The organism is Lactobacillus intestinalis (assembly GCF_024397795.1).
GTDB lineage: Bacteria > Bacillota > Bacilli > Lactobacillales > Lactobacillaceae > Lactobacillus > Lactobacillus intestinalis.
In genome coordinates this window covers 193,135-218,603 of the sequence record NZ_CP072983.1, presented here as the reverse complement: position 1 = coordinate 218,603, position 25,469 = coordinate 193,135, and the positions used below count along the sequence as shown (strand labels likewise).

25 protein-coding genes, 1 tRNA gene and 1 riboswitch are annotated in these 25,469 nt (G+C 35.4%); of the genes, 4 read left to right on the top strand and 22 right to left on the bottom strand.

The features are described from left to right. Positions 1-13: 13 nt before the first annotated feature. The 10 genes from purR to trpS form a co-directional block, all read right to left on the bottom strand. Positions 14-844, bottom strand: coding sequence for a pur operon repressor (gene purR, locus KBW87_RS01050; RefSeq protein ID WP_057810370.1), 831 nt, complete (start codon positions 842-844; stop codon positions 14-16). Positions 845-947: 103 nt separating this feature from the next. Beyond that, a complete protein-coding gene (locus KBW87_RS01045) occupies positions 948-1,205 on the bottom strand; it encodes a Veg family protein (RefSeq protein WP_057810368.1) in 258 nt (85 codons plus the stop codon). Positions 1,206-1,278: 73 nt separating this feature from the next. Further along, entirely contained in the window at positions 1,279-2,166 is an 888-nt protein-coding gene (gene rsmA, locus KBW87_RS01040; RefSeq protein ID WP_057810366.1) for a 16S rRNA (adenine(1518)-N(6)/adenine(1519)-N(6))-dimethyltransferase RsmA, read from the bottom strand. After that, entirely contained in the window at positions 2,156-2,725 is a 570-nt protein-coding gene (gene rnmV, locus KBW87_RS01035; protein ID WP_057810365.1) for a ribonuclease M5, read from the bottom strand. Before rnmV ends, rsmA begins: the two co-directional genes overlap by 11 nt. Next, the gene (locus tag KBW87_RS01030; RefSeq protein ID WP_057810363.1) at positions 2,712-3,479 is read right to left on the bottom strand and encodes a TatD family hydrolase; all 768 of its coding nucleotides are present in this window, start codon (positions 3,477-3,479) and stop codon (positions 2,712-2,714) included. The genes rnmV and KBW87_RS01030 overlap by 14 nt, the downstream gene beginning before the upstream one ends. Beyond that, a complete protein-coding gene (metG, locus tag KBW87_RS01025) occupies positions 3,479-5,455 on the bottom strand; it encodes a methionine--tRNA ligase (protein WP_057810360.1) in 1,977 nt (658 codons plus the stop codon). Before metG ends, KBW87_RS01030 begins: the two co-directional genes overlap by 1 nt. Before the next feature lie 88 nt (positions 5,456-5,543). After that, on the bottom strand, positions 5,544-8,225 hold the full coding sequence (gene mgtA / locus KBW87_RS01020) for a magnesium-translocating P-type ATPase (protein ID WP_057810358.1): 2,682 nt from the start codon (positions 8,223-8,225) through the stop codon (positions 5,544-5,546). 83 nt (positions 8,226-8,308) lie between these two features. Next, positions 8,309-8,472, bottom strand: a riboswitch (M-box (ykoK) riboswitch). A gap of 55 nt (positions 8,473-8,527) precedes the next feature. Then, positions 8,528-9,133: a TPM domain-containing protein gene (locus tag KBW87_RS01015; protein WP_157055138.1), complete on the bottom strand. Its 606-nt coding sequence runs from the start codon at positions 9,131-9,133 to the stop codon at positions 8,528-8,530. After that, positions 9,114-9,599: a deoxycytidylate deaminase gene (locus KBW87_RS01010; protein WP_004045761.1), complete on the bottom strand. Its 486-nt coding sequence runs from the start codon at positions 9,597-9,599 to the stop codon at positions 9,114-9,116. The genes KBW87_RS01015 and KBW87_RS01010 overlap by 20 nt, the downstream gene beginning before the upstream one ends. Before the next feature lie 15 nt (positions 9,600-9,614). Beyond that, positions 9,615-10,637, bottom strand: coding sequence for a tryptophan--tRNA ligase (gene trpS / locus KBW87_RS01005; RefSeq protein ID WP_057810354.1), 1,023 nt, complete (start codon positions 10,635-10,637; stop codon positions 9,615-9,617). A 127-nt stretch (positions 10,638-10,764) separates the two neighbouring features. Between trpS and KBW87_RS01000 the strand changes: the two genes are divergently transcribed. Further along, positions 10,765-11,367 (top strand): SOS response-associated peptidase family protein, encoded by a 603-nt coding sequence (locus KBW87_RS01000; RefSeq protein WP_057810352.1) that lies wholly within the window; start codon positions 10,765-10,767, stop codon positions 11,365-11,367. Between the two features lie 42 nt (positions 11,368-11,409). After that, positions 11,410-11,480: transfer RNA gene (locus KBW87_RS00995), tRNA-Gly, on the top strand. A gap of 46 nt (positions 11,481-11,526) precedes the next feature. On the opposite strand, the gene KBW87_RS00990 is transcribed toward KBW87_RS00995, so the two are convergent. From KBW87_RS00990 to greA, 3 genes are all read right to left on the bottom strand, one after another. Further along, entirely contained in the window at positions 11,527-12,189 is a 663-nt protein-coding gene (locus KBW87_RS00990) for a CPBP family intramembrane glutamic endopeptidase (RefSeq protein ID WP_057810350.1), read from the bottom strand. A gap of 102 nt (positions 12,190-12,291) precedes the next feature. After that, positions 12,292-13,644 (bottom strand): MFS transporter, encoded by a 1,353-nt coding sequence (locus KBW87_RS00985; RefSeq protein ID WP_057810348.1) that lies wholly within the window; start codon positions 13,642-13,644, stop codon positions 12,292-12,294. Positions 13,645-13,762: 118 nt separating this feature from the next. Continuing rightward, positions 13,763-14,224: a transcription elongation factor GreA gene (gene greA / locus KBW87_RS00980; protein ID WP_004045770.1), complete on the bottom strand. Its 462-nt coding sequence runs from the start codon at positions 14,222-14,224 to the stop codon at positions 13,763-13,765. Between the two features lie 130 nt (positions 14,225-14,354). On the opposite strand from greA, the gene KBW87_RS00975 reads away from it, so the two are divergent. Both KBW87_RS00975 and KBW87_RS00970 read left to right on the top strand, forming a co-directional pair. After that, positions 14,355-14,783: an Hsp20/alpha crystallin family protein gene (locus KBW87_RS00975; RefSeq protein ID WP_057810346.1), complete on the top strand. Its 429-nt coding sequence runs from the start codon at positions 14,355-14,357 to the stop codon at positions 14,781-14,783. A gap of 152 nt (positions 14,784-14,935) precedes the next feature. Next, positions 14,936-16,252 carry a C1 family peptidase gene (locus tag KBW87_RS00970; RefSeq protein WP_057810344.1) on the top strand — a complete coding sequence of 439 codons (1,317 nt, stop codon included), beginning with the start codon at positions 14,936-14,938 and terminating at the stop codon, positions 16,250-16,252. 169 nt (positions 16,253-16,421) lie between these two features. On the opposite strand, the gene KBW87_RS00965 is transcribed toward KBW87_RS00970, so the two are convergent. From KBW87_RS00965 to opp3b, 9 genes are all read right to left on the bottom strand, one after another. Next, positions 16,422-17,096, bottom strand: a complete 675-nt coding sequence (locus tag KBW87_RS00965; RefSeq protein WP_057810341.1) for an SLAP domain-containing protein — start codon at positions 17,094-17,096, stop codon at positions 16,422-16,424. Positions 17,097-17,114: 18 nt separating this feature from the next. Continuing rightward, a complete protein-coding gene (locus KBW87_RS00960) occupies positions 17,115-18,041 on the bottom strand; it encodes a helveticin J family class III bacteriocin (RefSeq protein ID WP_162255601.1) in 927 nt (308 codons plus the stop codon). Positions 18,042-18,243: 202 nt separating this feature from the next. After that, entirely contained in the window at positions 18,244-19,053 is an 810-nt protein-coding gene (locus tag KBW87_RS00955; protein ID WP_057810339.1) for a helix-turn-helix domain-containing protein, read from the bottom strand. Between the two features lie 85 nt (positions 19,054-19,138). Beyond that, entirely contained in the window at positions 19,139-19,795 is a 657-nt protein-coding gene (locus KBW87_RS00950) for an HD domain-containing protein (protein ID WP_420896553.1), read from the bottom strand. Positions 19,796-19,799: 4 nt separating this feature from the next. Next, positions 19,800-21,113, bottom strand: a complete 1,314-nt coding sequence (locus KBW87_RS00945; protein WP_057810337.1) for a C1 family peptidase — start codon at positions 21,111-21,113, stop codon at positions 19,800-19,802. 85 nt (positions 21,114-21,198) lie between these two features. Then, entirely contained in the window at positions 21,199-22,140 is a 942-nt protein-coding gene (locus KBW87_RS00940) for an ABC transporter ATP-binding protein (RefSeq protein ID WP_004045780.1), read from the bottom strand. Positions 22,141-22,163: 23 nt separating this feature from the next. Further along, positions 22,164-23,213 (bottom strand): ABC transporter ATP-binding protein, encoded by a 1,050-nt coding sequence (locus KBW87_RS00935; protein WP_057810335.1) that lies wholly within the window; start codon positions 23,211-23,213, stop codon positions 22,164-22,166. Between the two features lie 13 nt (positions 23,214-23,226). Then, complete coding sequence (locus KBW87_RS00930; protein ID WP_051053490.1) at positions 23,227-24,309, bottom strand: ABC transporter permease; 1,083 nt, start codon at positions 24,307-24,309, stop codon at positions 23,227-23,229. A 46-nt stretch (positions 24,310-24,355) separates the two neighbouring features. After that, on the bottom strand, positions 24,356-25,285 hold the full coding sequence (gene opp3b / locus KBW87_RS00925) for an oligopeptide ABC transporter permease (protein ID WP_004045786.1): 930 nt from the start codon (positions 25,283-25,285) through the stop codon (positions 24,356-24,358). Between the last annotated feature and the right edge of the window lie 184 nt (positions 25,286-25,469).

Here is a 25,469-nt window from a genome sequence, read left to right as displayed (position 1 = left end):
TCTAGTATAACATTTAGAAGCGATTGAAATCAGTAACTGAAAGGAAGTTCCCTGGTTGAGCTAAAATAATCTTTTTAGTAGTATCGATTTTGCTAATCTTGATTAATGAAATATAATTATCCACCAATTTGCTCTTATCAAAATCAGCCTCACAAAGGACACAAATTCCAGCAATACTACAGTCAAATTCTTTAACTAGTTCTTCCATTCCAGTTAAAGTACCGCCGCCCTTCATAAAGTCATCAACAATCAAAACATTTGAGTTCTTTTTAAGCGCACGAGTTGGCAATTCCATTTTTGAAACACGATCTAATGAAGAAGAAATATAGTTAACTGAAACAGTTGCACCTTCGGTAACTTTTGAACGTTTTCTAGCCGTTACAAATGGTACATTTAAATAACGTGCTACTGATTGTGCCAAGGCAATTCCTTTAGTTTCAACAGTCATTACGGCATCAATATTAGAATAAGCATACTTAGTGGCAAGCAATTCACCGATTCTTCTTAAATCTTGAGGGTTGCCGAGAATATCGGATAAGTATACAAAACCACCAGCTAAAATACGACTAGGATCCTCAATTCGAGAAGCCAAATCTAATAAATATTCCTTAGCATGGTCATGCCCTAAAAATGGAATATACCTTACTCCTCCAGCTGCACCAGCTACAGTCTCTAAAATTCCATTTTGATTATTTGCTAAAGTTCTTTTTAAAATTGCAAGATCTTCTGAGATTGATGATTTAGCTGCATTATAACGATCTGCAAAAAAAGGTAATGAAATTAAAGTGTGAGGACGTTCTAATAAATATTTAGTCATATCTACAAGTCTTTCTGAACGTTTCATAATATTTCCTTTCTAATGTTTGGATTTATCTGCTTATAAATATTACTCTAATGCACAAAAAAAAGCACTAACATTTTAACAATGTTAGTACTTATTCCAGCTTTTAAGCTTCAGCTTCTTCTACTTCATCATCAAATTCTAATGCAATATTCTTAGTTAATAAATCAGTGTAACTATAAGAAACATGTTTAAAATTATTTTGATCTTGATCTAAATCAACAACAAATACTGCAGGAAAGGTTTCTCTCAAGATTCCCCGTCTCTTTGTAACCTTCTTACGACCCGCTTGAGCTACTACTGTTAAGGTATCGCCTAAGTGAGAATCCAACTTATGTTTAATCGTATTAATCGATGTTGGCACTAAATAACAACTCCTTTTGGACGATTCTATCATAAAAAGGGTTAATTGTCAATTTTTCACAAGCTTTTAAAGCCTACTGCTTCATCGGAATAGCCTTAGCAATTTGGATAAATTGTGAAATCGTCAAATCCTCCGGCCTAACCCGTGGATCTACTCCTAGACTAGAAATGAGCTTTTCTCTTTCATCCTTATCAGGAATTACGTTTTTCAGATTATTATTCAAAGTCTTTCTTCTTTGAGAAAAACACATTTTTACTACCCAATTAAAATGTTTACGATTAGGAATATCTGGTTTATTTTCCAATGGGGTAAGAACAACGACACTAGAATCAACCTTGGGACTTGGCATAAATGAGGTATTCTTAACTTCAAGTGCAATCTTAACGTCCATTTCAGTTTGAACCGCAATTGAAAGTGGCCCAAACGCTTTATTACCAGGACTTGCAACTAACCTTTCCGCAACTTCCTTTTGCATCATCAAGGTTAAACTTTCAAAATTGAGATTTGATTCAGCTAAACCAAAAATAATTGGTGTTGTAATGTAGTAGGGTAAATTAGCTACAACTTTCACGCCTTTATTCAAGTCAAAAAATCCAGCTAAATCATGATCAAAATCTGCCTTCAAGACATCTTTTAACATTAATTTGAATCGACTATCTAAATCTTCTCCATCGATTGTTTGTGGTAATTCATTGTGAAGAATTTCAGGAAGTGAATCATCCACCTCATATGCGAACACTTTTGCACCTGCTAAAAGAAGTTGTTCTGTTAAAGAACCTATTCCTGGTCCAATTTCAATAACTTGATCCCCGGGTTTTACTTGCGCTGCTTCAACAATTCCCATAATTGCATCATGATCAATTAAAAAGTTTTGTCCTAAATTCTTTTTAGCTTTAACAAAATAACGATTAACAATCGCCTGCGTTCTAACAGGAGATCCAATTGGAATATTATTTGCCATTTTCTATTTCCTTTACCACTTCTACTAACTCATCTAGAGATACGCCAAAAGTAACTAATCGTTTATAAAATTGTTTAGAATTGCCGTATCCAATCCCAAGTTTAATGCCCACTTTTTCACGTAAAATTTTAGAATTGCTACCACCAACAAATCCCAGGTTCTGATAAGCTTTTTTAGTTATGTCACTAACTTCTGGTTTTACTTCATAAAGGTCACTCAAAGCTCGCTCAATAGCTTCTTTTGAAGCATGTTCAACTCCAAGACTATTACCTTTTTTATCTGGTTTTCCTTCTTCACGTGTAATAAAAGCTTGTTTGGCATTAGGAACTGCCTCAGAAACAATTCTTCTGATTCTTTCACCGTTAAAATCAGGATCAGTAAAGACAATGATATCTCTTTTTTGGCTTAACTTTTTCAATTCTGCCAGAACTTCTTTTGAAACAGCAGACCCATTAGTTTCTATAGTTTCTATCCCAGGAAAAAATTGTTTAAGTCGAATTGTATCATCTTTTCCTTCAACTACGACAACGGCATTAAAATTCTTTTTATTCAAGACCATAAACTCTCACAGTATTCGCATAAGTAGCATAGGCCACTTCTTCTAAAGGTATCTCTTTTAAGTCCGCAATTGCTTGAGCAACATATCGAACATATGCTGGTTCATTTTGTTTACCACGATATGGCTTAGGAGTTAAATAAGGAGCATCGGTTTCAACCAAAATTCTATCTAAAGGAGCTTTTTTAGCTGACTCATGAACTTCCTTTGCCTTAGTAAAAGATACAACTCCAGAATAAGAGAAATAAACGTTTAAATCTAAGAATTTATTTAACCATTCAGCCGAACCATTAAAGCTATGCAAAATTGCGCCATATTCCAGATTGCTTTCTTTTAAAATTTTATAGCAATCCTCAAAAGCATCCCTAGTATGAATGTCAACGGGCATCTTTAATTCATGTGCAACTTCAATTTGTCTTCTAAAAACATCCTGTTGAACATCTCTTGGCGATTCATCCCAATAATAATCAAGACCTACTTCTCCTAAAGCAACCACTTTTGGCATTTGGAGTTGTTCAATCAACTTATCTTCAGCTTTTTGATCATAATTTTTTGCAATATCCGGATTCAAGCCAACCATCGCATAAACATTGTCAAACCGTTGAGCCAAATCAATTGCACGCTCATTAAAATCAGGATCCTGCCCAGCACAAATCACTTTGGTTACATCTAATTCTTTAGCCCGATCGAGGTAATATTCTTCCTTACCCCGAAAAGGCTCATCATTTAAGTGAGTATGATTATCAATAATCTGCATTAGCCTAATTCTGCCCCGATTTCATGTTCATCGCCAACAATTGCTAACTTCACTTTGCCATCTTTTTCACTTGATAAAAGCATTCCTTGACTTTCATGACCAAGCATCTTACGTGGCTTCAAGTTAGTAACTGCAAGAACCTTTTTATCTAAAAGTTCACTTGCATCTGGGTAAAACTTACGGATTCCACTTAAGATTTGACGTTCTTGACCATTACCAAAGTCAAGCTTAAACATCAAAAGTTTACTTGAACCCTTAACTGGTTCTACTGAAAGAATTTTACCTACTTGAATCTTTACTTTATCAAAATCATCAATAGTAATGTGTTTTTCTTTCTTCTGTTCACTTCTAGTTTGTTTCTTTGGCTTAGCCTTCTTCATTTGGTCCTTGATGTACTTAACTTCAACATCATTCTTAAGTCTTGGGAAAATTGGGGTTGGTTTTTCAATTACCTTAACATCCCAATCAAAACCACCAAATTCAAGAGCCTTTTGATCATCATTGTTCCAATCAAGACCCAATTGCTTAAACATCTTCACTGGACTTTCAGTCATAATTGGAGAAATTAAAACTGCTACTAGACGAAGACTTTCAGCCAAATTAGTCATTACACGTGATAATTCTTCTGTCTTGCCTTCTTTGTTTAATACCCAAGGAGTAGTTTCATCAATGTACTTATTAGCACGTGAGATTAACTTCCAAATACTGTCAAGCGCCTTAGAGAAGTGCAATTCATCCATTTGAGTTTGGTATTCGGTAATTGCTTCAGTTGCAGTCTTAATTAGATCTTGACCAAATTCATCTTGAGTTTGGCTAACTGGGGCAACCACACCATCTTGGTATTGGTTAATCATTGAAACCGTTCTGTTCAAAAGATTACCCAAATCATTAGCAAGATCAAAGTTTACTCTTTCAACAAAGTCTTCTGGAGTAAAGATACCATCAGAACCAAATGGGATTTCCCGCATTAAGTAGTAACGAAGAGCATCTAAGCCGTAACGTTCCACGATCATTTCTGGGTAAACTGCATTTCCCTTAGATTTTGACATTTTACCATCTTTCATCAAAACCCAACCATGACCAAAGATTTGCTTAGGAAGTGGCAAACCAAGTGCCATCAACATAATTGGCCAATAAATAGTGTGGAAACGAACAATTTCTTTACCTACCAAATGAACGTCGGCAGGCCAGTACTTCTTGAATAATGAATCATCATCAGAACCGTATCCTAAAGCGGTGATATAGTTGGATAAAGCATCGATCCAAACGTATACTACGTGTTTAGGATCGCTTGGGACAGGAATACCCCAGTTTACTGTCGTACGAGTTACAGATAAGTCTTCAAGACCTGGCTTAATGAAGTTGTTAATCATTTCTTTTTCACGAGAATGAGGCAAGATAAAGTCAGGATGATCTTTATAATATTGCAAAAGACGATCTGCATATTTACTCATTTTAAAGAAGTATGAAGGTTCTCTCACCAGTTGAACTTCATGGCCAGATGGAGCCTTTCCGCCCACTACGTTGCCTTTATCATCTCGGTAAACTTCAGCAAGTTGAGATTCAGTAAAGTATTCCTCATCTTCAACTGAGTACCAGCCAGTGTATTCGCCTAAGTAAATATCACCTTGCTTTAACAACTTTTCGAAGATCTTTTGAACAGCTTCAACGTGTTCTTTATCAGTGGTACGAATAAACTTATCATATGAAATATCTAACATCTTCCAAAGCTTTTTGTAAGAAGCTGCCATTTCATCAACAAATTCTTGAGGTTTGATCCCTTTAGCTTCAGCTTTTTGTTCAATCTTAAGACCGTGTTCATCAGTTCCAGTCAAAAAGAAAGTATCATAGCCTTGATTACGCTTGTAACGAGCCATTGAATCAGCTGCAACAGTGGTATAAGCATTACCAATAGTTAATTTACCAGATGGGTAATAAATTGGAGTTGTAATATAAAAAGTTTTCTTTTCAGCCATAAAAAATGCTCCTTCAAATGAAATAGTTCTTGTTCTATGATACACCATCAAAAAAGGGATTTCTTTAACAGAATCCCTTTTCATAGAATTATATTAGAAATTTTTTCTTTTTTAAGTAAAAATATTTTACTATGCTTGCAACTAAAATGTAAAGTACCATCATTATTAGTACAAACCACAAGTAGCTGCTTGGTAATTCCGCAAAGTGGAATAAACCAGATAGATTTGAATAAGCCAGCATCGTTCCAATTAAACCTGCAATCATTGTTGCTAAAATCACGGTACTTGTAGCATGTTGCTTAATAAATGGGAACTTGCCGTCACGCAAAACATGAATGATCAACTCTTGCAGCCACAACGTTTCAATAAACCAGCCTGTATTAAATAGCGCCGCAAAGGCATTTTTACTATTTAAAGAAAGCTCATTATAATTTCCACCCATTAAGTAAGGACAAATTACAAAGAATAAGGCTGCAAAAGTAATTACATCAAATAAAGTCGAAACCGATCCAAAAATCACCATGAATTTTGGCAACTGTTTAATGCGCCAATTCCTCGGTTTATCCAAATATTCTGAGGACATTTTATCGTATGGAATAGCTAAACAGCTGATAGCAAAAATCAAATTTAAAACTACCAATTGAAATGGGCTTAATGGTAAAAATGGCAAGCAGAGCGAAGCAATTATTAAAGATAATGCCATACCAAAGTTTGAGGTCAATAATATCTTAAAATACTTCATGATATTTCCTAAGATATTGCGCCCAATTCGAATGGATTCTTCTAACACCAGTAAATCTTTATGAAGCAAAATAACATCGGCACTCTCTTTTGCAATATCCACAGCATGATCTACCGAAACAGCCACATTAGAAGCACGCATTGCTGGAGCATCATTGATTTTATCACCCATGTAACTTACCACATGGCCATTTTTGCGCAAAGCTTGAATAATCTTCGTCTTTAATTCTGGTGTCAGTTCTACGAAGATATTACAATCTTCTACCATTTGAGCTAATTCAACGCTAGTTTTATCTTTCAAGTCATCAGCAGAATAAACCACATCAACATTTAATCCGACCTGAAGTCCCAAAGCACGGGTCACAGCTTCATTATCCTCAGTCAAAATTTTAACGGTAATGCCGTCTCTTTTAAGTTTGGCTAATGAGACCCGGGCACTTTCCTTTGGTGGATCTAAGAAAGTTAGAAAACCAACTAAAGTTAAATTATTTTCATCTTTAACTGAAAATTCACCAACAGGAGCTGGATTACGCCTATATCCTAGCAAAAGAACGCGCATCCCATCATCGTTCATATCTTCAACTTGCTCTAAAATAAGCTTCTTTCTAACATCAGTTAAAGGTAGTATTTGTCCATTTAATTCAACTTTAGTTGATACTTTAAGCATCTCTTCAGCAGCACCCTTAGTCACTAAGAGGTGTTCTCCATGCTCTCGATCTGAATTAGCTACCACAACACTCATTCTTCGACGCGTATAATCAAAAGGAATTTCATCAATTTTGTTATAGTCACGTTGAATATCATCAACGTCCAATTCATCTCCGGCCGCATCAATGATCGCTTCATCAATCAAATCTTGCATCCCAGTTTGATAGTAAGAATTAAGGTATGCCAGTTTTAAGATTTTTTTCGTCTCTTGCATCGTGAGGTCATAGTGACGTTCTAACATAACTTTATCTTGAGTTAAAATCCCCGTCTTATCTGTACAAAGAACATCAGCCGACCCAAAATTCTGAACTGAATTTAACTTTTTGACAACACTGCCATGCTTCGCCATCTCTTTACTTCCTCGGACCAAGTTCGCAGTCACGATTGTGGGTAACATTTCTGGAAGAAGTGTAGCACCTGTTGCAATTGCAAAAACTAAAGCTAAATCCAAGTTCTTTTTTATTAGACTGTTGATAACAAAAATCAAAATACTCACGATTAGCATCATAATCAATAGTAATTTAGTGATACTTTTAATTCCAATATTAAAAGTTGTTTCGCGAATCTTCTTACGATTTTCATCACGAAGCATTCTACCAAACATTGTATGAGTACCTGTTGCAAAAACCACTCCTACTCCTGATCCCGAAAGAATTGTTGTCCCTTCATAGAGAATATTAGGATAACTTAAATAATTATCTGCTTGCGCAAAACGCGGAACTTTAGTCGCAATCTTCTCCTTAGGTTCAAATTCTCCATCAATTGAGCTCGTAAGGCAAAATAAGTCCTTGCTTCTAAGTAAGCGCATATCTGCAGGCACCATATCCCCCGCAGATAAATGAATAATATCCCCTACTACCACTTCATTGGTAGGCAATTCTTGATCCTCGCCATCACGTTTTACATTTGTAGTGACAGAAACCATTTCCAGAAGCTTCTCAATTGCATCAGAAGTTTTTAGATTTTGAAAAAATCTAATTACACCTGCCAGAATCACCATAATCAAAATAATAATGATGGTACTCACACTATTTTGATCAGAAGGGATGACATCTAACACAATTAACAATACAGCTAAAACAAACAATGTAATTGTAAATGGTGTCAAAAATGATTTAACAAAGAAATGAAGCTTGGAAGTATTTGGTTGAACAATTTCGTTAGCCCCATATTCTTCTCGGTTAATATTAGCCTGTTTAGTTGATAAACCTTCTGCACTTGCATGAAGTCTAGCTAAAGTTTCTACTCGAGTTTCCTGTGCAATTCTTTTTACTAATCGCAAATCGCCGCTGAGCTTATTTTTATTCGGCGCTTTCAGCATACTACCCACTCCTTTAGTTATCTCTGCAAATAAACAAAAAAGATCACTTACAAAAACTGTAAGTGATCATGCCAAACAAGGCTTCTTAATACTCGTCGTTCAGTTTTAACACTACGTGACGTAAGCACATGCTAGCTATCTGGATCTCGCCTTAAGTCGACGACACCTATTTAACCCGTTGGCATCTCTAGATGTTTCTGGGCGATAGCGTGTGTTCACGTAGGAGTCTCACCTAACAGTTTATTTGCTAAATTATGTCCATTGAGAGTTTAATACTCAAGGTCTGCTTAGTCAAATTCAATTTATTGATTATTCGGATCGCTTCTAACCCTACGGAAAAGATAAACTAAACCCATTACTACTAGCGCAAGAGCTAAAGCAATCGGAAGCGCCACTTTATGAGGATGACTAATTTTACTTTGTTCTTTATCAGATAAATCATACTTATCAAGAGTGTACTGATACTCCTGATCAATCTTAGTTGCAACTGCTCGAAAAACGAATCTCAACCCCTGATTAAAAGTCGCATTATTCGAACTCCGTAATTTATCAGCTTCAGCTCGAATAATATTCATCCGTACTTCAGCTGTAAAAGCACCGTGTAAATCTTTAGTTGAATAAATTTGCACATTACGCTTTTTACCTTTAACTCCTACTACAATAAAAACTGTCTTATCTGATTTATTTAAAGCTTTAGGAGTTAACTTATCGAGACGATTTACAGTTTTAACAACAATTTGAGGTTGCTCCCCTGTTTGCCAATAACGAGCATTTTTAGCCATAATTAAATTACGTGTTTCTTTATTAAGAATATGAGCTTGATCTTCAATATCAGGTTGGCTAAATCCAGTTAAAATACAAAAAACCGCAATTAAACCGGCTATCCAGCTAAGAGTCTTTTTCGACATCTTCAAGTTTATGGGCCAAACTTTCCACGTATTTTCGATCGATTTTAATTTGTTCATATGGTACCCCACAATCATGAAGCAATTGTATTGCTAGCGGATTATCATGATAATCAAAATAATAATTGATCTTCTTCACTCCAGCCTGTAAGAGTGCTTTCGTACAATTGTAACAAGGAAAATGTGTGACATAAATTTCAGTATCAGCAGTTGAAACGCCATTTTTAGCACATTGAATTAAAGAATTCATTTCTGAATGAATAGTGCGCACACAATGTCCATCTACCATTTGATGACCAGCATCATCACAATGAGGCTGACCAGAAACCGATCCATTATAGCCGGTTCCAATAATGCGATTATCTTTAACTAAAACACTACCAACTAAAGCACGATTGCAGGTCGAACGTTGAGCAATCACTAACGCCTGCATCATAAAATATTGTTTCCAAGGAATTCGATCGTGCATTTAAATTACCTCGATTTATCTATTTTCAAAATAATTAAGACCAATAGCATCCCGAACTTGCTTCAAGGTTTCATTAGCCTTTTCATTAGCTTTCTTTGAACCTTCTTCAAGCATTTCATAAACACTATCAATATCTTGAGCATATTTTTCACGACGTTCTCTAATTGGAGCTAGTTCATTTTCTAGAACTTGATTCAAATAGCGCTTAATCTTAACGTCGCCAAGGCCACCCTTTTGATATTGTTCTTTAAGCTCAGCCACTTTATCCTTGTCTGGATCAAAGACATCAAGATAAGTAAAGACGGTGTTACCTTCAATTTGACCTGGATCTTCCACATGAATATGATTTGGATCAGTGTACATTGACATAACTTTCTTTTGAACGGTTTTAGCATCATCAGAAATGTAAATAGCATTTCCAAGTGACTTAGACATCTTAGCATTACCATCAAGACCTGGAAGACGTCCTTGACCTTTTGCTGGAAAGTAACCCTTAGGTTCTACCAAAACATCACAGTTGTACACACGGTTAAAGGTACGAACAATTTCACGAGTTTGTTCAAGCATTGGTTCTTGATCATCCCCAACAGGCACAATAGTTGCTTTAAAAGCAGTAATATCAGCAGCCTGAGAAACCGGATAGTTCAAAAAACCAACTGGAATTGAATCTTTAAATCCTTTTTGCTTAATTTCTGTTTTTACAGTTGGATTTCTTTCCAAGCGAGCTACAGTTACTAAATCCATGTAGTAAGCAGTTAATTCAAACAAAGCTGGGATTTGAGATTGAACAAAAATAGTAGACTTAGATGGATCAATCCCTACTGCTAAGTAGTCAAGTGCTACTTGAATCAAACTATTACGAATTTTTTCTGGATTACGTGCATTATCAGTTAACGCTTGCGTGTCTGCAATCATAATATAAGGCTCATATTTACCTTCATTTTGCAATTTCACACGGTTTTTTAATGAGCCAATATAGTGACCAATATGAAGCTTCCCGGTTGGTCGGTCTCCTGTCAGCAAAATTTCCTTTGCCATAATCATTCTTCCTTCTCTTTTTATATGTTTATTTACATTCAGTTAGAATAATTTTAACAAAAATTAGGGCTTGATTAAACCAGATAAAGGATTCCTAGACTATAATCAAAGGAAAAGGAGAAAAATTATGTGCAATCAGTTCCATATTCCAAATTTAGCTACGATTCAAAAATACTTAAAAAGTGATCTAGATTTACCTTTAGCTACGCCCGATTTTAAATCAGATTCTGAAAATATTTTTCCTAAAGGAATTGCGCCAGTTTTACTTTTTAAAGACGACGAATTGCAATTAAAACAAAAGAGTTGGGGCTTTACGAGCCCATTTGACCCTAAGAAAGTAATTTTTAACGCTCGGATTGAACGTTTTTATGAAACTAAACCCTCCATGTGGGACAAATCTTTTGAAAAAGAGCGTTGCATTATTATTAGTGATTACTTTTTTGAAACTAGTAAAGAAACCTATTTAGGAAAAAATGGTAAGACTTATCGACAAAAGTATCGCTTCGATAATCCTAACCAACCACTAACAATGATTGCGGGGATTTACAAAAAAGACCAATTTTCAATGGTTACCACTGAACCCAATAGCATAATGGCACCAATTCACAACCGTATGCCTTTAATCATTACTCCAAGTGAATTACGCCAATGGCTATTCCAAAACTTCACTAGTTTAGTTGATCGCAAAAATATTCCTTTACAAGTTGAAAAAGTAATTCCTAAAAATTAATTTGGCTTCCACATTCATTTCATGCTAAAATAAATGAGTAATGCGGGTATAGTTAAATGGTAGAACGTCAGCTTCCCAAGCTGAAGATGCGGGTTCGATTCACGCTATCCGCTTTTTATATCAAAAAAACAGATGACATTTTTGTCATCTGTTTTTCTTTTATGTCATAATTACTAGCATTACACCATTTAAGACCGATAAATAGATTGGCATCCATAAAGTTTGGGTATACAAGTAAGACCATGCAAAGAGGGCGCCATAAAAAATATTGATAAAAAATAGTGGAATTGACATTTGAAAATTAAATAAACTAAATAAAATCCCCGATGTTAACATTCCTAAGATGGCGACTGAAACTTCATTTCGTCTAAACATGTAATTAAACAAAAATCCAGTTGCCAAATACTCTTGCAAAATCGGTAAAACAATCCCAATTGCTACAATCAAAAACCAAAACATCGAAACAGATTCATGTCTTAAATATTCTGCTTGAAATCCATACCAACTGACTTTGTTATAAGCTTGCAGCCAAGAAACGCCGATTCGCGTCACAATTACAATTAGAGTTAAGATTACCGTTGCACCATAGTTACCTAACCATGGCAAGACAAAGTCCCGCTGAAAAAAGCGCTGTTCGCGATTAAACCGATAAATATAAAACAACAAGACCATTGCCGTAATTAAAACGAATAAGATCAAATCCCATACTCTCAATGGCGAGTTCATGGTAACTATTTTAACTACCCCACGCGCCATCAAATATCCGGCTAAATAAACAGCGTAGCGAATCAAGTTACCCTCTCTTGATTCTGGTGTATTCACTAAATTCACCCCTAAATTTGCATATGTACCCTACAAATTCCTTATTATAGCAAAAAAGCGCCCTATTATAAAAGGCACTTTTCAATCAAATAGTGATTAGCATTATTTATTTTTTGTCTTGGCTTCTTTTTGAAGTTTCACTTCACTAATGGCGGTATAAATCAAGAAAACAATTGCAAAACCAGAAGCCACATAAAGAACGGTATTACTTGCAATCCAGCCGTACTTATTTACTAAGATTCCGATTAAAGCCGTAGCTAAAGTTTCACCAAAAATGTATTGGAAAAATCCCATGAATCCCGTTGAAGATCCAACTGCAAATTTAGGGACAACTTCATTAACCATTAATCCTACCAAAGTTAGGGGTGCATAGATCAAGTTCCCCATAATCATTAAAGCAACCACAATCATGGTGTGATTAGAGCTGAAAAAATATATCGTCAAGCAAATAAGCATCCCGATTACACAAACAATTGAAACTAAAGCCCGACGTCCTTTTAAAGCATCTGAAATAGCCCCAATAATAATTACTCCAGGAACAGAAGCAAGTTCAAAAATACCAATTAACCATTTAGCAAAACTAGCATCAAAACCTTTATTTTGTACTAAATATGATGGAATCCAACTTTGAATGCCGTATCTAACTAAATAAAGTGACATTGAGGTTAGAGTAACCGCCCAAACTAGTTTATTTTTCAAAATATATTTAACAAAGATTTGCCAAATACTTAAATCAGTAGAATCAGTGGTTGAAACTTTCCCATTGTCCAAATATACCTTGTCTCCCGTATAAGTAGAAATATCAGGTAAACCAACTACTTGTGGACGATCAGCACCTAAAACTAAGATTAAAATACAAATTGCAAATGAAACTGCAGAAGCAGTATAGAAGACTGCAGAAATTGATCCAGCAAATAAAAATGTAGCTAGTTGAACTATAGCCACACAAATAAAGGAACCAGCATTATGAGCTGATGACCAAATTGAATAAATGGTGCCGCGGCGACGTTTTCCCCACCAAAGTTGAATCATTCTTTGACAAGCTGCTGCACCCATTCCTTGAGTTACCGCAATCAAAAACATCAGAAACATCATCAAATACAGATTCCTAGTTGAACCCAAGAAAATGTTCAAAATCGCCGATAAAAGCAATCCTAGCATCAAATACCGATTAGAATCACATTTATCTGCCAATGCCCCCATGAACAATTTGGCAAAACCGTACCCAATACCAAAACATGAAAGAACCAAACCAATATCTGCAGTGGTAAAGTGGTAAACCTTCATGATATCCGTTTGCTCAGTAGTAAAAATCAAACGAATAATGTAGTAACCAATGTACCCAATACATGTTGCAAGCAACACACCTAATTGATGCCATTTATAAGAACTTGCAATTTTATCTTTAGGAACAAGCTTTTTGGAAGGTGGTTGTTTTAAAATCCAGTTTAGCATAATTATCTCTCCCCTCATCTATAAGCTAATGGTAGCACTTTCATAAGTGAGAGATTTAAAATACTTAAACTAAATCTGTGAAAAATAAGTGTTTGTCAGTATTTACTGATGCTTTCACTTATTTAACTTCTAAAATTGTAACTTGATATTCGCCAGCAGGCGCTTCTACTGTAGCAGTTATGCCAGCCTTCTTTTTCATAATTGCTTGGCCAAGAGGTGAATCAAAAGCAATCTTCCCTTTAGCTAAATCAGCTTCCATCCGACCAACAATTTTATATTCTTCAGAGTCTTCATCATCGTCAAACTTTAAAACTACCGTCTTCCCTAAATCAACTTTACCATCGTCTTTAGTTTCCACAATTTCGGCATATTTTAATTGCTTACCCAAATAACGCAATCTACTTTGCAAGTGGCCTAAATCTCTCTTAGCTTCAGTATATTCAGTATTTTCCGATAAATCTCCCATTGACCGCGCTTCTTGTAAAATCTTAATTCTTCTAGGACGATCTTTTTTTAATCTAGCAATTTCTTCTTCAATTTCCTTATAACCTTCTGGTGTCATTTTTTGATAGTAAACCATTTTTATCCCCTTTTCTTTAGTGATCACGATCACAAGGCTAAATTCTTTAAATTTCATTCTATCCGACTACAATGAAGATTGTAAGTCAAAAACATATTCTTATAAATCTAACTTGAAAGGATGTTGTACTATGGCAAATGATATGATGAATCGTCAAAACAATGACATGTTTGATGTAATGAATGATTGGTTCGATCTTCCAAAGAACTTCTTTAACGATACTGACTTTGTAAACATGATGAAGTCAGATATTGTAGAAAACGACAAGGACTACATCGTTAAGATTGATATGCCTGGTATGAAGAAGGATAAGATCAAGATTAACTACTCCGATGGCATCCTTAGCGTATCAGGTTCAAGAGAATCACTTAAGAACTTAGACAAGAAAGATGACAGTGTCATTCATCAAGAAAGACAAGAAGGACATATTTCTAGAAGCTTTAGATTACCAAATATAGTTGCAAATAAAATCCATGCAAAGTATGATGATGGTGTATTGACTATCACTTTGCCAAAGCAAACTGCTGACAGCAATGATAGCTCAATTCAAATTGATTAACTTAAACATTGCAAGAAGTTTAAAAATAAGTTATCAATAATAATTCTCTGGAGATTAGCGGATTCCTAGTTGAATCCGCTTTTCTTTTTTCTAAAGATGGAATAAAATATAAGATAAATTTAAAGATAGATTAAAAAAGGGAGATTTTTCTGATGGCTCATGAATTAACCTTGCAAGAACTTGAAAAGTTTTCAAAAGAATTCAATGCAAATCCTCAAAACCAAGTTGTAGCTCGTGCTGCTCAAAAGAGTGGTGTGCTTGCTGCATCATACAATGAACGCGTCCAAAGCAAATTAACTCGCGTCTTCTCAACTGAACTTGACACTGATAATGTTACCAATCAAAAACATTCAGGTCGTTGCTGGGAATTTGCGACTTTAAACGTTTTGCGTCACGCTTTTGGCAAAAAATACAAGGCTAAGAACTTTACTTTTTCTCAAGCTTATAACTTCTTCTGGGACAAAATTGAACGTGCTAACATCTTTTACAACAATATTTTGGCAACTGCAGATAAGCCTCTTGATTCACACGAAGTAAAATCACACTTAGACTTTGCTGGTGGCGACGGTGGTCAATTCCATATGGCTGCATCCCTTGTTGAAAAATACGGCGTGGTTCCATCATACGCAATGCCAGAAAGCTTCAACACTAACGATACTACTGGTTTTGCGACTGCTCTGGGCGATAAGCTTAAGAAAGATGCACTTGTTTTACGTAAATTAAAGAACGAAAATAAGGACGACGAAATTGAAAAAACTCGTGAAAAGTTTTTGAGCGAAGTTTATCGTATGACGGCAATTGCAGTGGGTGAACCCCCAAAGAGATTCGATTTGGAATATCGCGATGACGACAAAAAGTATCACTTAGACAAGAACTTAACTCCACTTGAATTCTTGCACAAATACTTAAGTGACGTTGATTTAAATGATTATGTAGTTTTAACCAACGCTCCTGATCACGAATACAACAAGCTTTATGGGTTACCAGGTGAAGATAACATTCAAGGTGCTTACAGAATTAAGCTTCTTAATGTGCCAATGGAATACCTCACTACCGCCTCAATTGCTCAATTAAAGGATGGCGAAGCTGTTTGGTTTGGTAACGATGTTTTACGTCAAATGGACCGCAAGACTGGTTACCTTTCAACTAATTTGTACAAGTTAAACGATTTGTTCGGGGTTAACCTTGATATGGATAAGGCTGATCGTTTACGGACTGGTGTAGGTGAAGTTTCACACGCCATGACCTTAGTCGGGGTTGATGAAGACCAAGGCGATATTCGTCAATGGAAAGTCGAAAACTCATGGGGTGAAAAATCTGGCTCCAAGGGTTACTTCGTGATGAGCAACGAATGGTTCAACGATTATGTTTACGAAGTTGTCGTTCACAAGAAGTATTTGACTGAAGAACAAAGAAAGATTGCAGAAGGCCCAATTACTGATCTTCCACTTTGGGATTCACTTGCTTAATCAGCTTAGAAAAAGAGAATAATAAAAAGAGTCTGGGAAATAAGTCTATTTTTAGTTAATTTAGGCTTTTACTCAAAAGAAAGATCCTATTAAATCAAGGTTTATTAATGCCTAGATTTAGTAGGATCTTTTAATTTCTGAGTTTTTTCCCAGACTATTTTTCGAATATTTATTTTCTGTTTTCAGCCTTTTCAGCAAATTCCAAGTCTATTCTTGGAGCTTTGGTATCATTTGCATAAATATAGGTTTGCGTCCCTTTAATACGATAAAAACAATATACTCTATTTGTAACATTGTAGTTTCCTAAGTTAATTAAAGCATCTACTTTAACTTTTTGCCCTTTTATTACTGTTTCAGAAAGAGGTTTTAAATTGTAGCTCCACAAATGAGCGTTACGCTTTACGGTCAAGATACGTTCAGTTGCAGCAACAGTATGGTTATCGATATGTCCTACATTAGCCGCACGAATATACTGTCCCTTTCCTAAACTATAATAAGGGTGATTCTTAATCATTTTATAGGAAAGGTAGCACCGTTTAGGCGACTCCCCATAATTGTTTATCAAAAAGTAATAAGGTGCTTTCACAGGGCGTCCTTCATATTGAGTTCTAGTATAGGGCATCGTAACAGTTTTTTCTGTTAATTTTCCAATCAATTTAACTTTATGATTTTTATACAGTTTTCCTTTTGTCTTTAGACGTACTCCATTTTGATTATACAAATAAGAATTGTGATTTAAAGTTCCTATAAAAGTAGCCGCAGAAGTCTTTGAAGATAATGTAAAAACTGATATAACAACCATTAACACAGCTAGACTTAATTTGAATCGATTAATGGGTTTCATGATTATTTTCCTTATTTTTTACAAAATACCAAATACTTGATAAATTCTACTTTCCTTAACAGGACTATCTACACTTCGGTCATGATATGAAGCCGTCACATACACTTTTCCAGTACCGGTAATTTGTATACTTTCTAATTCTGTATAGTACTTTCTGTCAATTATACCATCTAAGTAGAAAGCTTGGCCATCATTATTAGAAGTAGAACCCCAAGGAAGCTTTATAATTTTCGGTCTAATTTCATTATCATTTGTAGTGGCTTTTTGAGATGTGATGTAAATATTTCTATTATTATCAATATCATACCCTTGAACTGAGTTAATATATGTATCACCATTGCCGCCACCATAAAAATTATTAATATGAAATGCAATTTTATTATTATCAAAATTACTAATTGGAACCGCTGAAATGCCGGAAGAAGTTAATGCTCTATTAATTGAATTTAAATCATACAATGCAAAATGACCCGATTTATTCTCCCAAATACCAGCTATTAACAACCTATCATAATTTGGAGTAGTTGCAGCCTCTACTCGTAATAGATGTTCACCATGCCAGTTAGCATCTGTAGCCTCAACTAATTGAGATAATCGGGGCAATTCTAAATTGCTTTTAAAGCTTTGTCCAAACTTCATTCTAGCAATTTGGGTACTCCATTTAATTCCCTTTTTTACACGAGGATTAGGCTTTACACCCACAAACCAATTATTATCGGTAGCATATTCCCAAGTCTGTGTGTGTCCACTGGCACTCCCTTTTAAGATACTCTGCGGGGAAGAAAAATATAAAGCACTCTCATTATTAAGGATTCTACTTATATATGTGTTTTCCTTATACATTTGTAATGCATAAATGTACTTTTCGCCAACATTACCTTTTTGAACTACCCTAGCAGTAGGTAAGTATAAAGTATGCAATAATTGAACTTCTGCTACAACCATAATATTTTCTCCTTTTTTACAATTATACAGTTAGAAAAACTTAATTAAATTAATAATGGTCAAAATTACCGGTGTTACTAAAACGTCCATAAAATAATTAGTTCTCTCCTTTCCTCTATAATCTCCAATTCCTAATATTACATACTTTCAATTTAAATTGAATACGTTTTACCAATACTTACTCTTGTTTTCCAATTGGAAATTATTTCTTAGGTAAACCAGATAATATTTTGGGCGTCAATATTTTTAAGACGCTACTTATCTCTTTTAATCTTTTATCATCTCCACTAAAAAGAGCATCGTAGTAGTATCCAATTAACTTACAAAATACTAATTCTGGTATTTCAGGCAAATGTTCCAAAAAAATCACATATTTTTGTGCCGTTCTTACTGCACCATAGTCATACAAAACATGAAGATAATTAATGAAAATATTTCCTATTCGTTTCTGGGTATCTAAAGGAAATGTTTCAATTTTTTTATACTTTTCTAATAACTTATCCATCAAAACCGCTAATAAATTAAAATCAATAATTCGGGTTGAATTTCCCACAATTCGAAGCATATCTGCATCTGTCAGCCAATTATTATTTTTCTGAAAATACCTTGTTAATCTATTACTTAACTTTTTCTTAGTATAATTAATAGTATTTGTTAATACTGCCACTACTAATTCAGATCTAATTTGTAATTCATCCGCATTAGAAAATTTATCTATCGACATTTTAATTTGTTCAGCAAGTTTAATATCTCGGCGATAAAAAGCCTTAATTAATTCGTCGGAAAGATTTTCAAGACTTTTTTCCATATTATCCATAACTTCTTTACTAAATTCATTAATATCAATTTTTCTAGCAGTTAACAATTGAAAAAGATCTTTAGCTTTGATATCCTGAGTATCATTTTCAATTTTAGAATAATGAGATAGAGAGATAGAAGTATTCTCTATCATTTGAGTTTGCGTATAATGCAAGTTTTCTCTTTCTTTTCTTAAAGCTTCACCAATTGTCATTATATGAATTCCTTACCTCAGTATTTTTATAATACTATTAAAATAAAAAATAGACCTAAAAGCAAAAATACTTTTAGGCCTTTTTTTACACATTCCATTCATCCATAAATTCATTCACAAACTCACGCATATATTCTGTGCGTCTGTGAGCTTCTTTTTTACCACCTGGGGTATTCACCAAACTTTCCAGATCAAATAATTTCTCATAGAAATGATTAATCGTTGTCTCCGTGTGGTTACGATACTGATCATGACTGATCAGCTTTTCAGGCTTAATTTCAGGATCATAGATTTTGTTGCCGTGTTTGCCGCCATAAGTAAAAGCTCGCGCAATTCCTATCGCACCCAAACTTTCCAAACGATCAGCATCTTGGACGTATTTTCCAGAAAGTGGCAATTCATAATGATGTTCAATATTAACCGAAAAAGACATATGTTGAATAGTAAACAAAATGTCTTTAACTTCTAAATCTTCAAACCCTACCTCAGGAAGCAGTTTTTGAATTTGTTCAATTACTTTATTTGGATTTGAAGTTACCTTTTCATCAATTGTGTCATGCAAATAGCTCCCGGCTCTAATAATTGCCACCATGCGGCTCGTTTCATGAGCCTGTGGGTTATCTGCCAAATACATCTTAGTTGCTAAATGAGCAACGCGCTGCCCATGATAATAATCATGTCCTGTTGATTCACCATCAAGCTGCTCTTTAACAAAGTCTTTGAGCTTTTCTAAATCAATCATATTTTTAACCCATTGAATCCCAACATGGAACTGGCGTAGCTTTGCTCTCCGCAATTTCAACTAGCTTCTTTGGTAAGTACTTTTTCTTCACCACAACCTTGAATAAATATTCATCAAACCACTTGTCATCCATCACGAAGTAGCCTTTTTCACCAACTTTGCTACCCCAAGAGTTTTCAATCTTCCATTGACGAGGCTTGCCGGCTACAACGTCAACACCAACCATCGTCATCGCGTGAGTCGAGCCACTAGCACCAGTTTCAAGACGCTCTTTTTTGCTCAATTTAGTTTCAATATCAAAAACAGTGTCAGTTGCGTACAAATCAGCTGCTAAGAGTCCCTTTTGACGATCACTTTGCTTACCAACATCACACCCAAACCAGAAAGTTTCCCCGGCTTTAAGTTGCTTAATGGCCGCTTCTTTCAAGTTCTCAATTTTAGTATTCAAAAATTCAACTGGTGTGCCGTTTTCCACATTATCTTCAAATGGCAATGAATAAAGCTTGTCATATTCATGATCTGGCGCATTAAACAAGACCACATAATCATCTAAATCATCCGTAAAGTATTCTTTAAAGAAAGTTTGTGGAGTAAGATCTTGATCAATATGATACTTTCCTTCATCATCCTTAAATTCCAAGTCAAATTTATGCACAGGTTCACCAAAGGCAATCGTAGCCATGCGATAAACTTCGCTCAAAAATTCTTGTCTCTTTACTTCAACTTCACCATCATGACCATCTTGAACCAACTTACGCAAAACAATGGCGTCTTCACGCAATTTCATATTTAACGCTTGATTAAAAGCAGCAGTATTGTTTGCAGTAAAGCTTTCAGCTTGAGCATAAGCAGGTACTAAACCATACTTTCTAATCAACGAAACAGCCATATGCCACTGACCACCATCCGTATCCGGTGCCTGCATATAATAGTGAACAGTTCGATCATCTAATGGCTTAGCAGCAGTTTCCAAGATATGATTGAAAAAAATATTCGCTCTTTCAATGCGATCCCAGAAAAAGAGATAGCTTTGTGAAAAGATAAAGTTCTTTGCCTTATACTTTTTAGCAAATTCATGACGTAAAACGTTTAATGCAGCAAATAACCAACAACGACCTGATTGCTTTTGGTCAGTTACATTATCAGTTGGAATTTCAATTGAAAATGTCCGATTTAATTCACGAGCTGCTTCTTCATTAAAACTTGCCTTCTGCAAACCATTATTTACTACCGCAAGTTCTGCAACCTTATTTTGTTTATGTTGACGATAATCTTTTTGAAAACCAGCGATTTCGTCAAAAGTTAATTCGTGACTCATGGGCCATCCCTTCTCTATTCAAAATTAGTGTCAATTCAATTTTACCACCAAAAAAGTCTACCCACTGTGAGGTAGACTTTTATCTTTATTCATAGCTTTTAGCTACTTGTTCATAATGAGCAACTTCATCATCAGTACATCTTACAAAGTGTCCTGGACGAATTTCGTGCATTGTCCGAACTTTACCATCCATCTCTTCCTTTTCTGGATCATAATCAATTCGGTGACGTTGACGTTCAATTTCTGGATCGGGTACAGGAACAGCTGAAATTAAACTCTTCGTATAATCATGAAGTGGTTTATCATAAACATCATCAGCAGAACCAACTTCAAGCAACTTACCAAAGTGCATAACACCGATTCGGTCTGAAATAAACTTAACCATTGATAAATCGTGGGCAATAAACAAGTAAGTTAAGCCACGTTTCTTTTGTAATTCAATCATCAAGTTTACAACTTGGGCTTGAATGGAAACGTCCAAGGCTGAAATTGGTTCATCAGCTACGATAAATTTAGGTTCTACTGCAAGCGCACGTGCAATACCAATTCTTTGACGCTGACCACCAGAGAATTCGTGTGGGAAACGGCTAGCATGGTTTTTATTTAAACCAACAGTTTCAAGTAATTCTTCAACACGTTTACGACGTTCTTCTTTGGTTTTTACCAAATTGTGAATATCTAGCCCTTCGGCAATAATATCTTCAACCGTCATTCTTGGATTAAGTGAAGCATATGGATCCTGGAAAATCATTTGAGCATCACGTCTAAACTTAAGTTTATCTTCGTGATTCTTCAAATTTTCAACATTTTTTCCTTCAAAGATAACTTCACCACTAGTAGGATTGTAAAGTTGTAAAATCGAACGACCAGTGGTGGTTTTACCTGAACCTGATTCACCTACAAGGCCAAAAGTTTCACCTTCATAAATATTAAAGCTAACATCGTCAACAGCTTTAGTGACTGTTCGTCCATTTTTGAAGTATTGTTTTAAATGCTTTACTTCCAAAATCTTCTTTTCTTCTGGCATCTAAATCCCCCTTAAAGCTGTGATTAATCTTGCAAGCTCTTTTCTTGCTTCATTAATTTAAATTTCTTCCAACGTCTTTGAATTTCTGCAGGTGGTTCTACTTTTGGTGCCCCCGGAGCTAAAAGCCAAGTTGCCGCATAATGAGTATCAGAAACCTTGAAGAATGGTGGCTTTCTTTGAACATCAATTCTCATTGCGTATCTATTTCTTGGAGCAAATGGATCACCTTTCGGTGGATCAAGTAAATCTGGAGGTGTCCCTGGAATTGATTCCAAAGTATCACTTTCCAAAGTAGGCATTGAGTTGATCAATCCCCAAGTATATGGATGTTGTGGATCATAGAAAATATCATCAACAGTTCCATATTCAAGAAATTCACCAGCATACATAACAGCCACTCTGTCAGCCATCCCAGCCACAACACCTAAGTCGTGAGTAATGAAGATGATTGAAGTTTTTACTCTCTTTTGTAAATCTTTCATCAAGTCCAAAATTTCAGCTTGTACAGTAACGTCCAAGGCAGTTGTTGGTTCGTCAGCAAGTAAAATTTCCGGTTCACAAATCAAAGCAATCGCAATCACGATTCTTTGTCTCATACCCCCTGAGAATTGGTGTGGATATTGATTAATTCTTTCTTCAGCATGAGGAATTCCAACGGCCTTCATCATTTCCAAAGCCTTAGCCCATGCTTCCTTCTTAGAAGCACCCTTATGTTTAATCAAAGGTTCCGCAATTTGTTGACCAATCTTCATAGTAGGATCAAGTGAAGTCATTGGATCCTGGAAAATCATCGCAATCTTATTACCACGAATGTCTTGCCAATCTTTTTCAGATAAGTCAAGCAAGTTTTGACCGTGGAAATTAATTTCTCCACCCATAATTTTGGCATTTCGAGCAAGAAGACCAATAATTGAACGAGTAGTTACTGATTTCCCTGATCCAGATTCACCTACAATAGCTAAAGTTTCTCCCTTATTTAAGTGGAAGGAAACATTACGGATGGCCTTAACTTCACCAGCGTATGTGTGGAAATCTATTTTTAAATTTTTAACATCTAAAACTCTTTCTGGCATTTAGGCAATCCTCCTATCTTTGGCCTCTAGGGTCAAAGGCATCACGTAATCCATCACCAAGTAAGTTGAAGGCAATCATCAAAATACACAAGACAATTGCTGGGTACCACATTTGATATGGTAAGAATTGGAAGTTCTTTTGACCTTCATTCAAAAGCACCCCTAATGAAGTTTCTGGTGCGGTAATACCAATACCGATGAAACTTAAGAATGCTTCAAAGAAGATGGCTGATGGAATAGTGTACATTGTTTGAATAATAATGATACTTGAAAGGTTAGGTACCAAGTGTTTAATCGCAATCTTCCAAGGTGATTCACCAAGCGAACGCGCAGCTAAAACATATTCTTCATTCTTTAAACTCAGTGTCTCCGCTCTAACCTGCCGAGCCATTGTCGTCCAGCTTGAAATAGCGATAGCCAAGATGATTGAAGTAATACCTGGCTTTAATACAACTAACATTAAAACAACAATAATTAAGTTAGGAACAGAAGAGATAATTTCGATTATTCGCTGCATCACGTTATCGACTCCTCCTCCTTTCCACCCGGAAATTATTCCGTAGGCGACCCCAATCGTTAAATCAAAGAAGGCAGCAACTAAAGCTACGATCAATGAAATCTTAGTACCATAAACAATTCTTTGGCCAAGTGAACGACCTAAGTAGTCAGTTCCGGCAATAAAGTACTTATCTTTTGGTACATTATTTTGGGCATAAGCATCAACCCATTGGCCGTTTTGTTTAATTTTTCCGTTTAAACCATTAATTGCCCCAAAGCCTGGCACTTTAGCAGGTAAGTTAGCGTACTGTGGATGAGATTTAACTAAAGTAGACTTATTAATGAATGGAGTAGAACCAAATGCCACTACAATCATTACAATAACAATAATTGCAGAAAGCACGGCAGCTTTTCTTTGTTTAAATCTAAGCCAAACATTTTGACCAAAACTAAGTGATGGTCCTGCAATATTTTCATTATCTTGTGCTTCATCTTTTGGCAAAGGTTCAAAAGCATCTGAAGGAAGATTTAAATCCTCTACGCTTGTTCGATCAAGACTACCTGATTGGCTAACGTTGTCATCAGTGTCTTGTGGCATTGCTGCCATATCTGGACTAAGTTTTAAATCTTTTTCATCCATATATTTAAGCCTCACTTCCAGCTAATCTAATTCTTGGATCAATCAATCCATACACAATATCAGTAATCAGTAAGATTACTACAAGTCCAATACAGTAGACCATCGTAATACCCATGATTGTTGGATAATCATTAGTCAAAATTGATTTAACAAATTGTTCACCGATTCCTGGTACGTTAAAGATGTTTTCAATAACCATTGAACCAGTCATAAGTGCTACTGCGTAAGGACCAATCAAAGTAACAAGTGGAATCATTGAATTACGCATCGCATGCTTTCTAATAACTTGCATCCGGCTAAGACCTTTGGCCTTACCTAATTCAATGTAGTCACTACTTAAAGTATCAACCATACTTGTTCTAATAAATCTGGCCGTTTCAGCAAGTGGTCCTACAGCCAAAGCAATAGTTGGCATGATAGTTTGAGAGAATGAACCCCAACCAGCGATTGGGAACCAACCAAGTTTCAAACCAATGTAGTATTGAAGAAGTACAGCTAAAACAAAGTTAGGAACTGACTTACCAATGATTGAAACTACCGTGGCAGTTGAGTCGACCCAAGTACCTTGCTTCATCGCAGCAATTGCACCAACGATAACTCCAAGAATAACTCCCAAGATTAAAGCTTGAAGACCGAGTTGCATTGAGGCACCAATACGTGCGCCAATTAAGCTTGAAACAGGTTGATTACTGTATTGGAATGATGTACCAAAATCACCATGTAACATTCCAACAATGTAAATCAAATATTGTTCCCAAATTGGTTTATTCAATCCATATTGTTCATTCATAATATGTAATTGTGTTGGCGTCATCTTCGCTTCGTTAGCATATGGTGAGCCCGGCATTAATTTCATTAAGAAAAAAGTAACCGTGGCAACAATGAACAAAGTGAGGATCATGTAAAAAACACGTTTTAGCAAGTACCTAGTCATATAAACAGCTCCTCATTTTTCTATTAATTTCCAGAACACTTTTTAATGTTTTTCTTATTATAGCAAATATGAGAAAAAATTCTAGTGAAAAAATGATAAAAATTAAAAAAATAAGAGAAAAAATTAAGTTTTCTCTCTTATTTGTTAATATATTGATATTATTCTTTTAAACTATGACTATATA

Bases quoted from the DNA above. Each gene is read 5' to 3' on its own strand.
- purR (WP_057810370.1), bottom strand. From the start codon at position 844: ATGAAACGTTCAGAAAGACTTGTAGATATGACTAAATATTTATTAGAA.
- rsmA (WP_057810366.1), bottom strand. From the start codon at position 2,166: ATGGCAAATAATATTCCAATTGGATCTCCTGTTAGAACGCAGGCGATT.
- rnmV (WP_057810365.1), bottom strand. From the start codon at position 2,725: ATGGTCTTGAATAAAAAGAATTTTAATGCCGTTGTCGTAGTTGAAGGA.
- KBW87_RS01030 (WP_057810363.1), bottom strand. From the start codon at position 3,479: ATGCAGATTATTGATAATCATACTCACTTAAATGATGAGCCTTTTCGG.
- metG (WP_057810360.1), bottom strand. From the start codon at position 5,455: ATGGCTGAAAAGAAAACTTTTTATATTACAACTCCAATTTATTACCCA.
- mgtA (WP_057810358.1), bottom strand. From the start codon at position 8,225: ATGCTGAAAGCGCCGAATAAAAATAAGCTCAGCGGCGATTTGCGATTA.
- KBW87_RS01015 (WP_157055138.1), bottom strand. From the start codon at position 9,133: ATGTCGAAAAAGACTCTTAGCTGGATAGCCGGTTTAATTGCGGTTTTT.
- KBW87_RS01010 (WP_004045761.1), bottom strand. From the start codon at position 9,599: ATGCACGATCGAATTCCTTGGAAACAATATTTTATGATGCAGGCGTTA.
- trpS (WP_057810354.1), bottom strand. From the start codon at position 10,637: ATGGCAAAGGAAATTTTGCTGACAGGAGACCGACCAACCGGGAAGCTT.
- KBW87_RS01000 (WP_057810352.1), top strand. From the start codon at position 10,765: ATGTGCAATCAGTTCCATATTCCAAATTTAGCTACGATTCAAAAATAC.
- KBW87_RS00985 (WP_057810348.1), bottom strand. From the start codon at position 13,644: ATGCTAAACTGGATTTTAAAACAACCACCTTCCAAAAAGCTTGTTCCT.
- greA (WP_004045770.1), bottom strand. From the start codon at position 14,224: ATGGTTTACTATCAAAAAATGACACCAGAAGGTTATAAGGAAATTGAA.
- KBW87_RS00975 (WP_057810346.1), top strand. From the start codon at position 14,355: ATGGCAAATGATATGATGAATCGTCAAAACAATGACATGTTTGATGTA.
- KBW87_RS00970 (WP_057810344.1), top strand. From the start codon at position 14,936: ATGGCTCATGAATTAACCTTGCAAGAACTTGAAAAGTTTTCAAAAGAA.
- KBW87_RS00965 (WP_057810341.1), bottom strand. From the start codon at position 17,096: ATGAAACCCATTAATCGATTCAAATTAAGTCTAGCTGTGTTAATGGTT.
- KBW87_RS00960 (WP_162255601.1), bottom strand. From the start codon at position 18,041: ATGGTTGTAGCAGAAGTTCAATTATTGCATACTTTATACTTACCTACT.
- KBW87_RS00955 (WP_057810339.1), bottom strand. From the start codon at position 19,053: ATGACAATTGGTGAAGCTTTAAGAAAAGAAAGAGAAAACTTGCATTAT.
- KBW87_RS00950 (WP_420896553.1), bottom strand. From the start codon at position 19,795: ATGATTGATTTAGAAAAGCTCAAAGACTTTGTTAAAGAGCAGCTTGAT.
- KBW87_RS00945 (WP_057810337.1), bottom strand. From the start codon at position 21,113: ATGAGTCACGAATTAACTTTTGACGAAATCGCTGGTTTTCAAAAAGAT.
- KBW87_RS00940 (WP_004045780.1), bottom strand. From the start codon at position 22,140: ATGCCAGAAGAAAAGAAGATTTTGGAAGTAAAGCATTTAAAACAATAC.
- KBW87_RS00935 (WP_057810335.1), bottom strand. From the start codon at position 23,213: ATGCCAGAAAGAGTTTTAGATGTTAAAAATTTAAAAATAGATTTCCAC.
- KBW87_RS00930 (WP_051053490.1), bottom strand. From the start codon at position 24,309: ATGCCACAAGACACTGATGACAACGTTAGCCAATCAGGTAGTCTTGAT.
- opp3b (WP_004045786.1), bottom strand. From the start codon at position 25,285: ATGACTAGGTACTTGCTAAAACGTGTTTTTTACATGATCCTCACTTTG.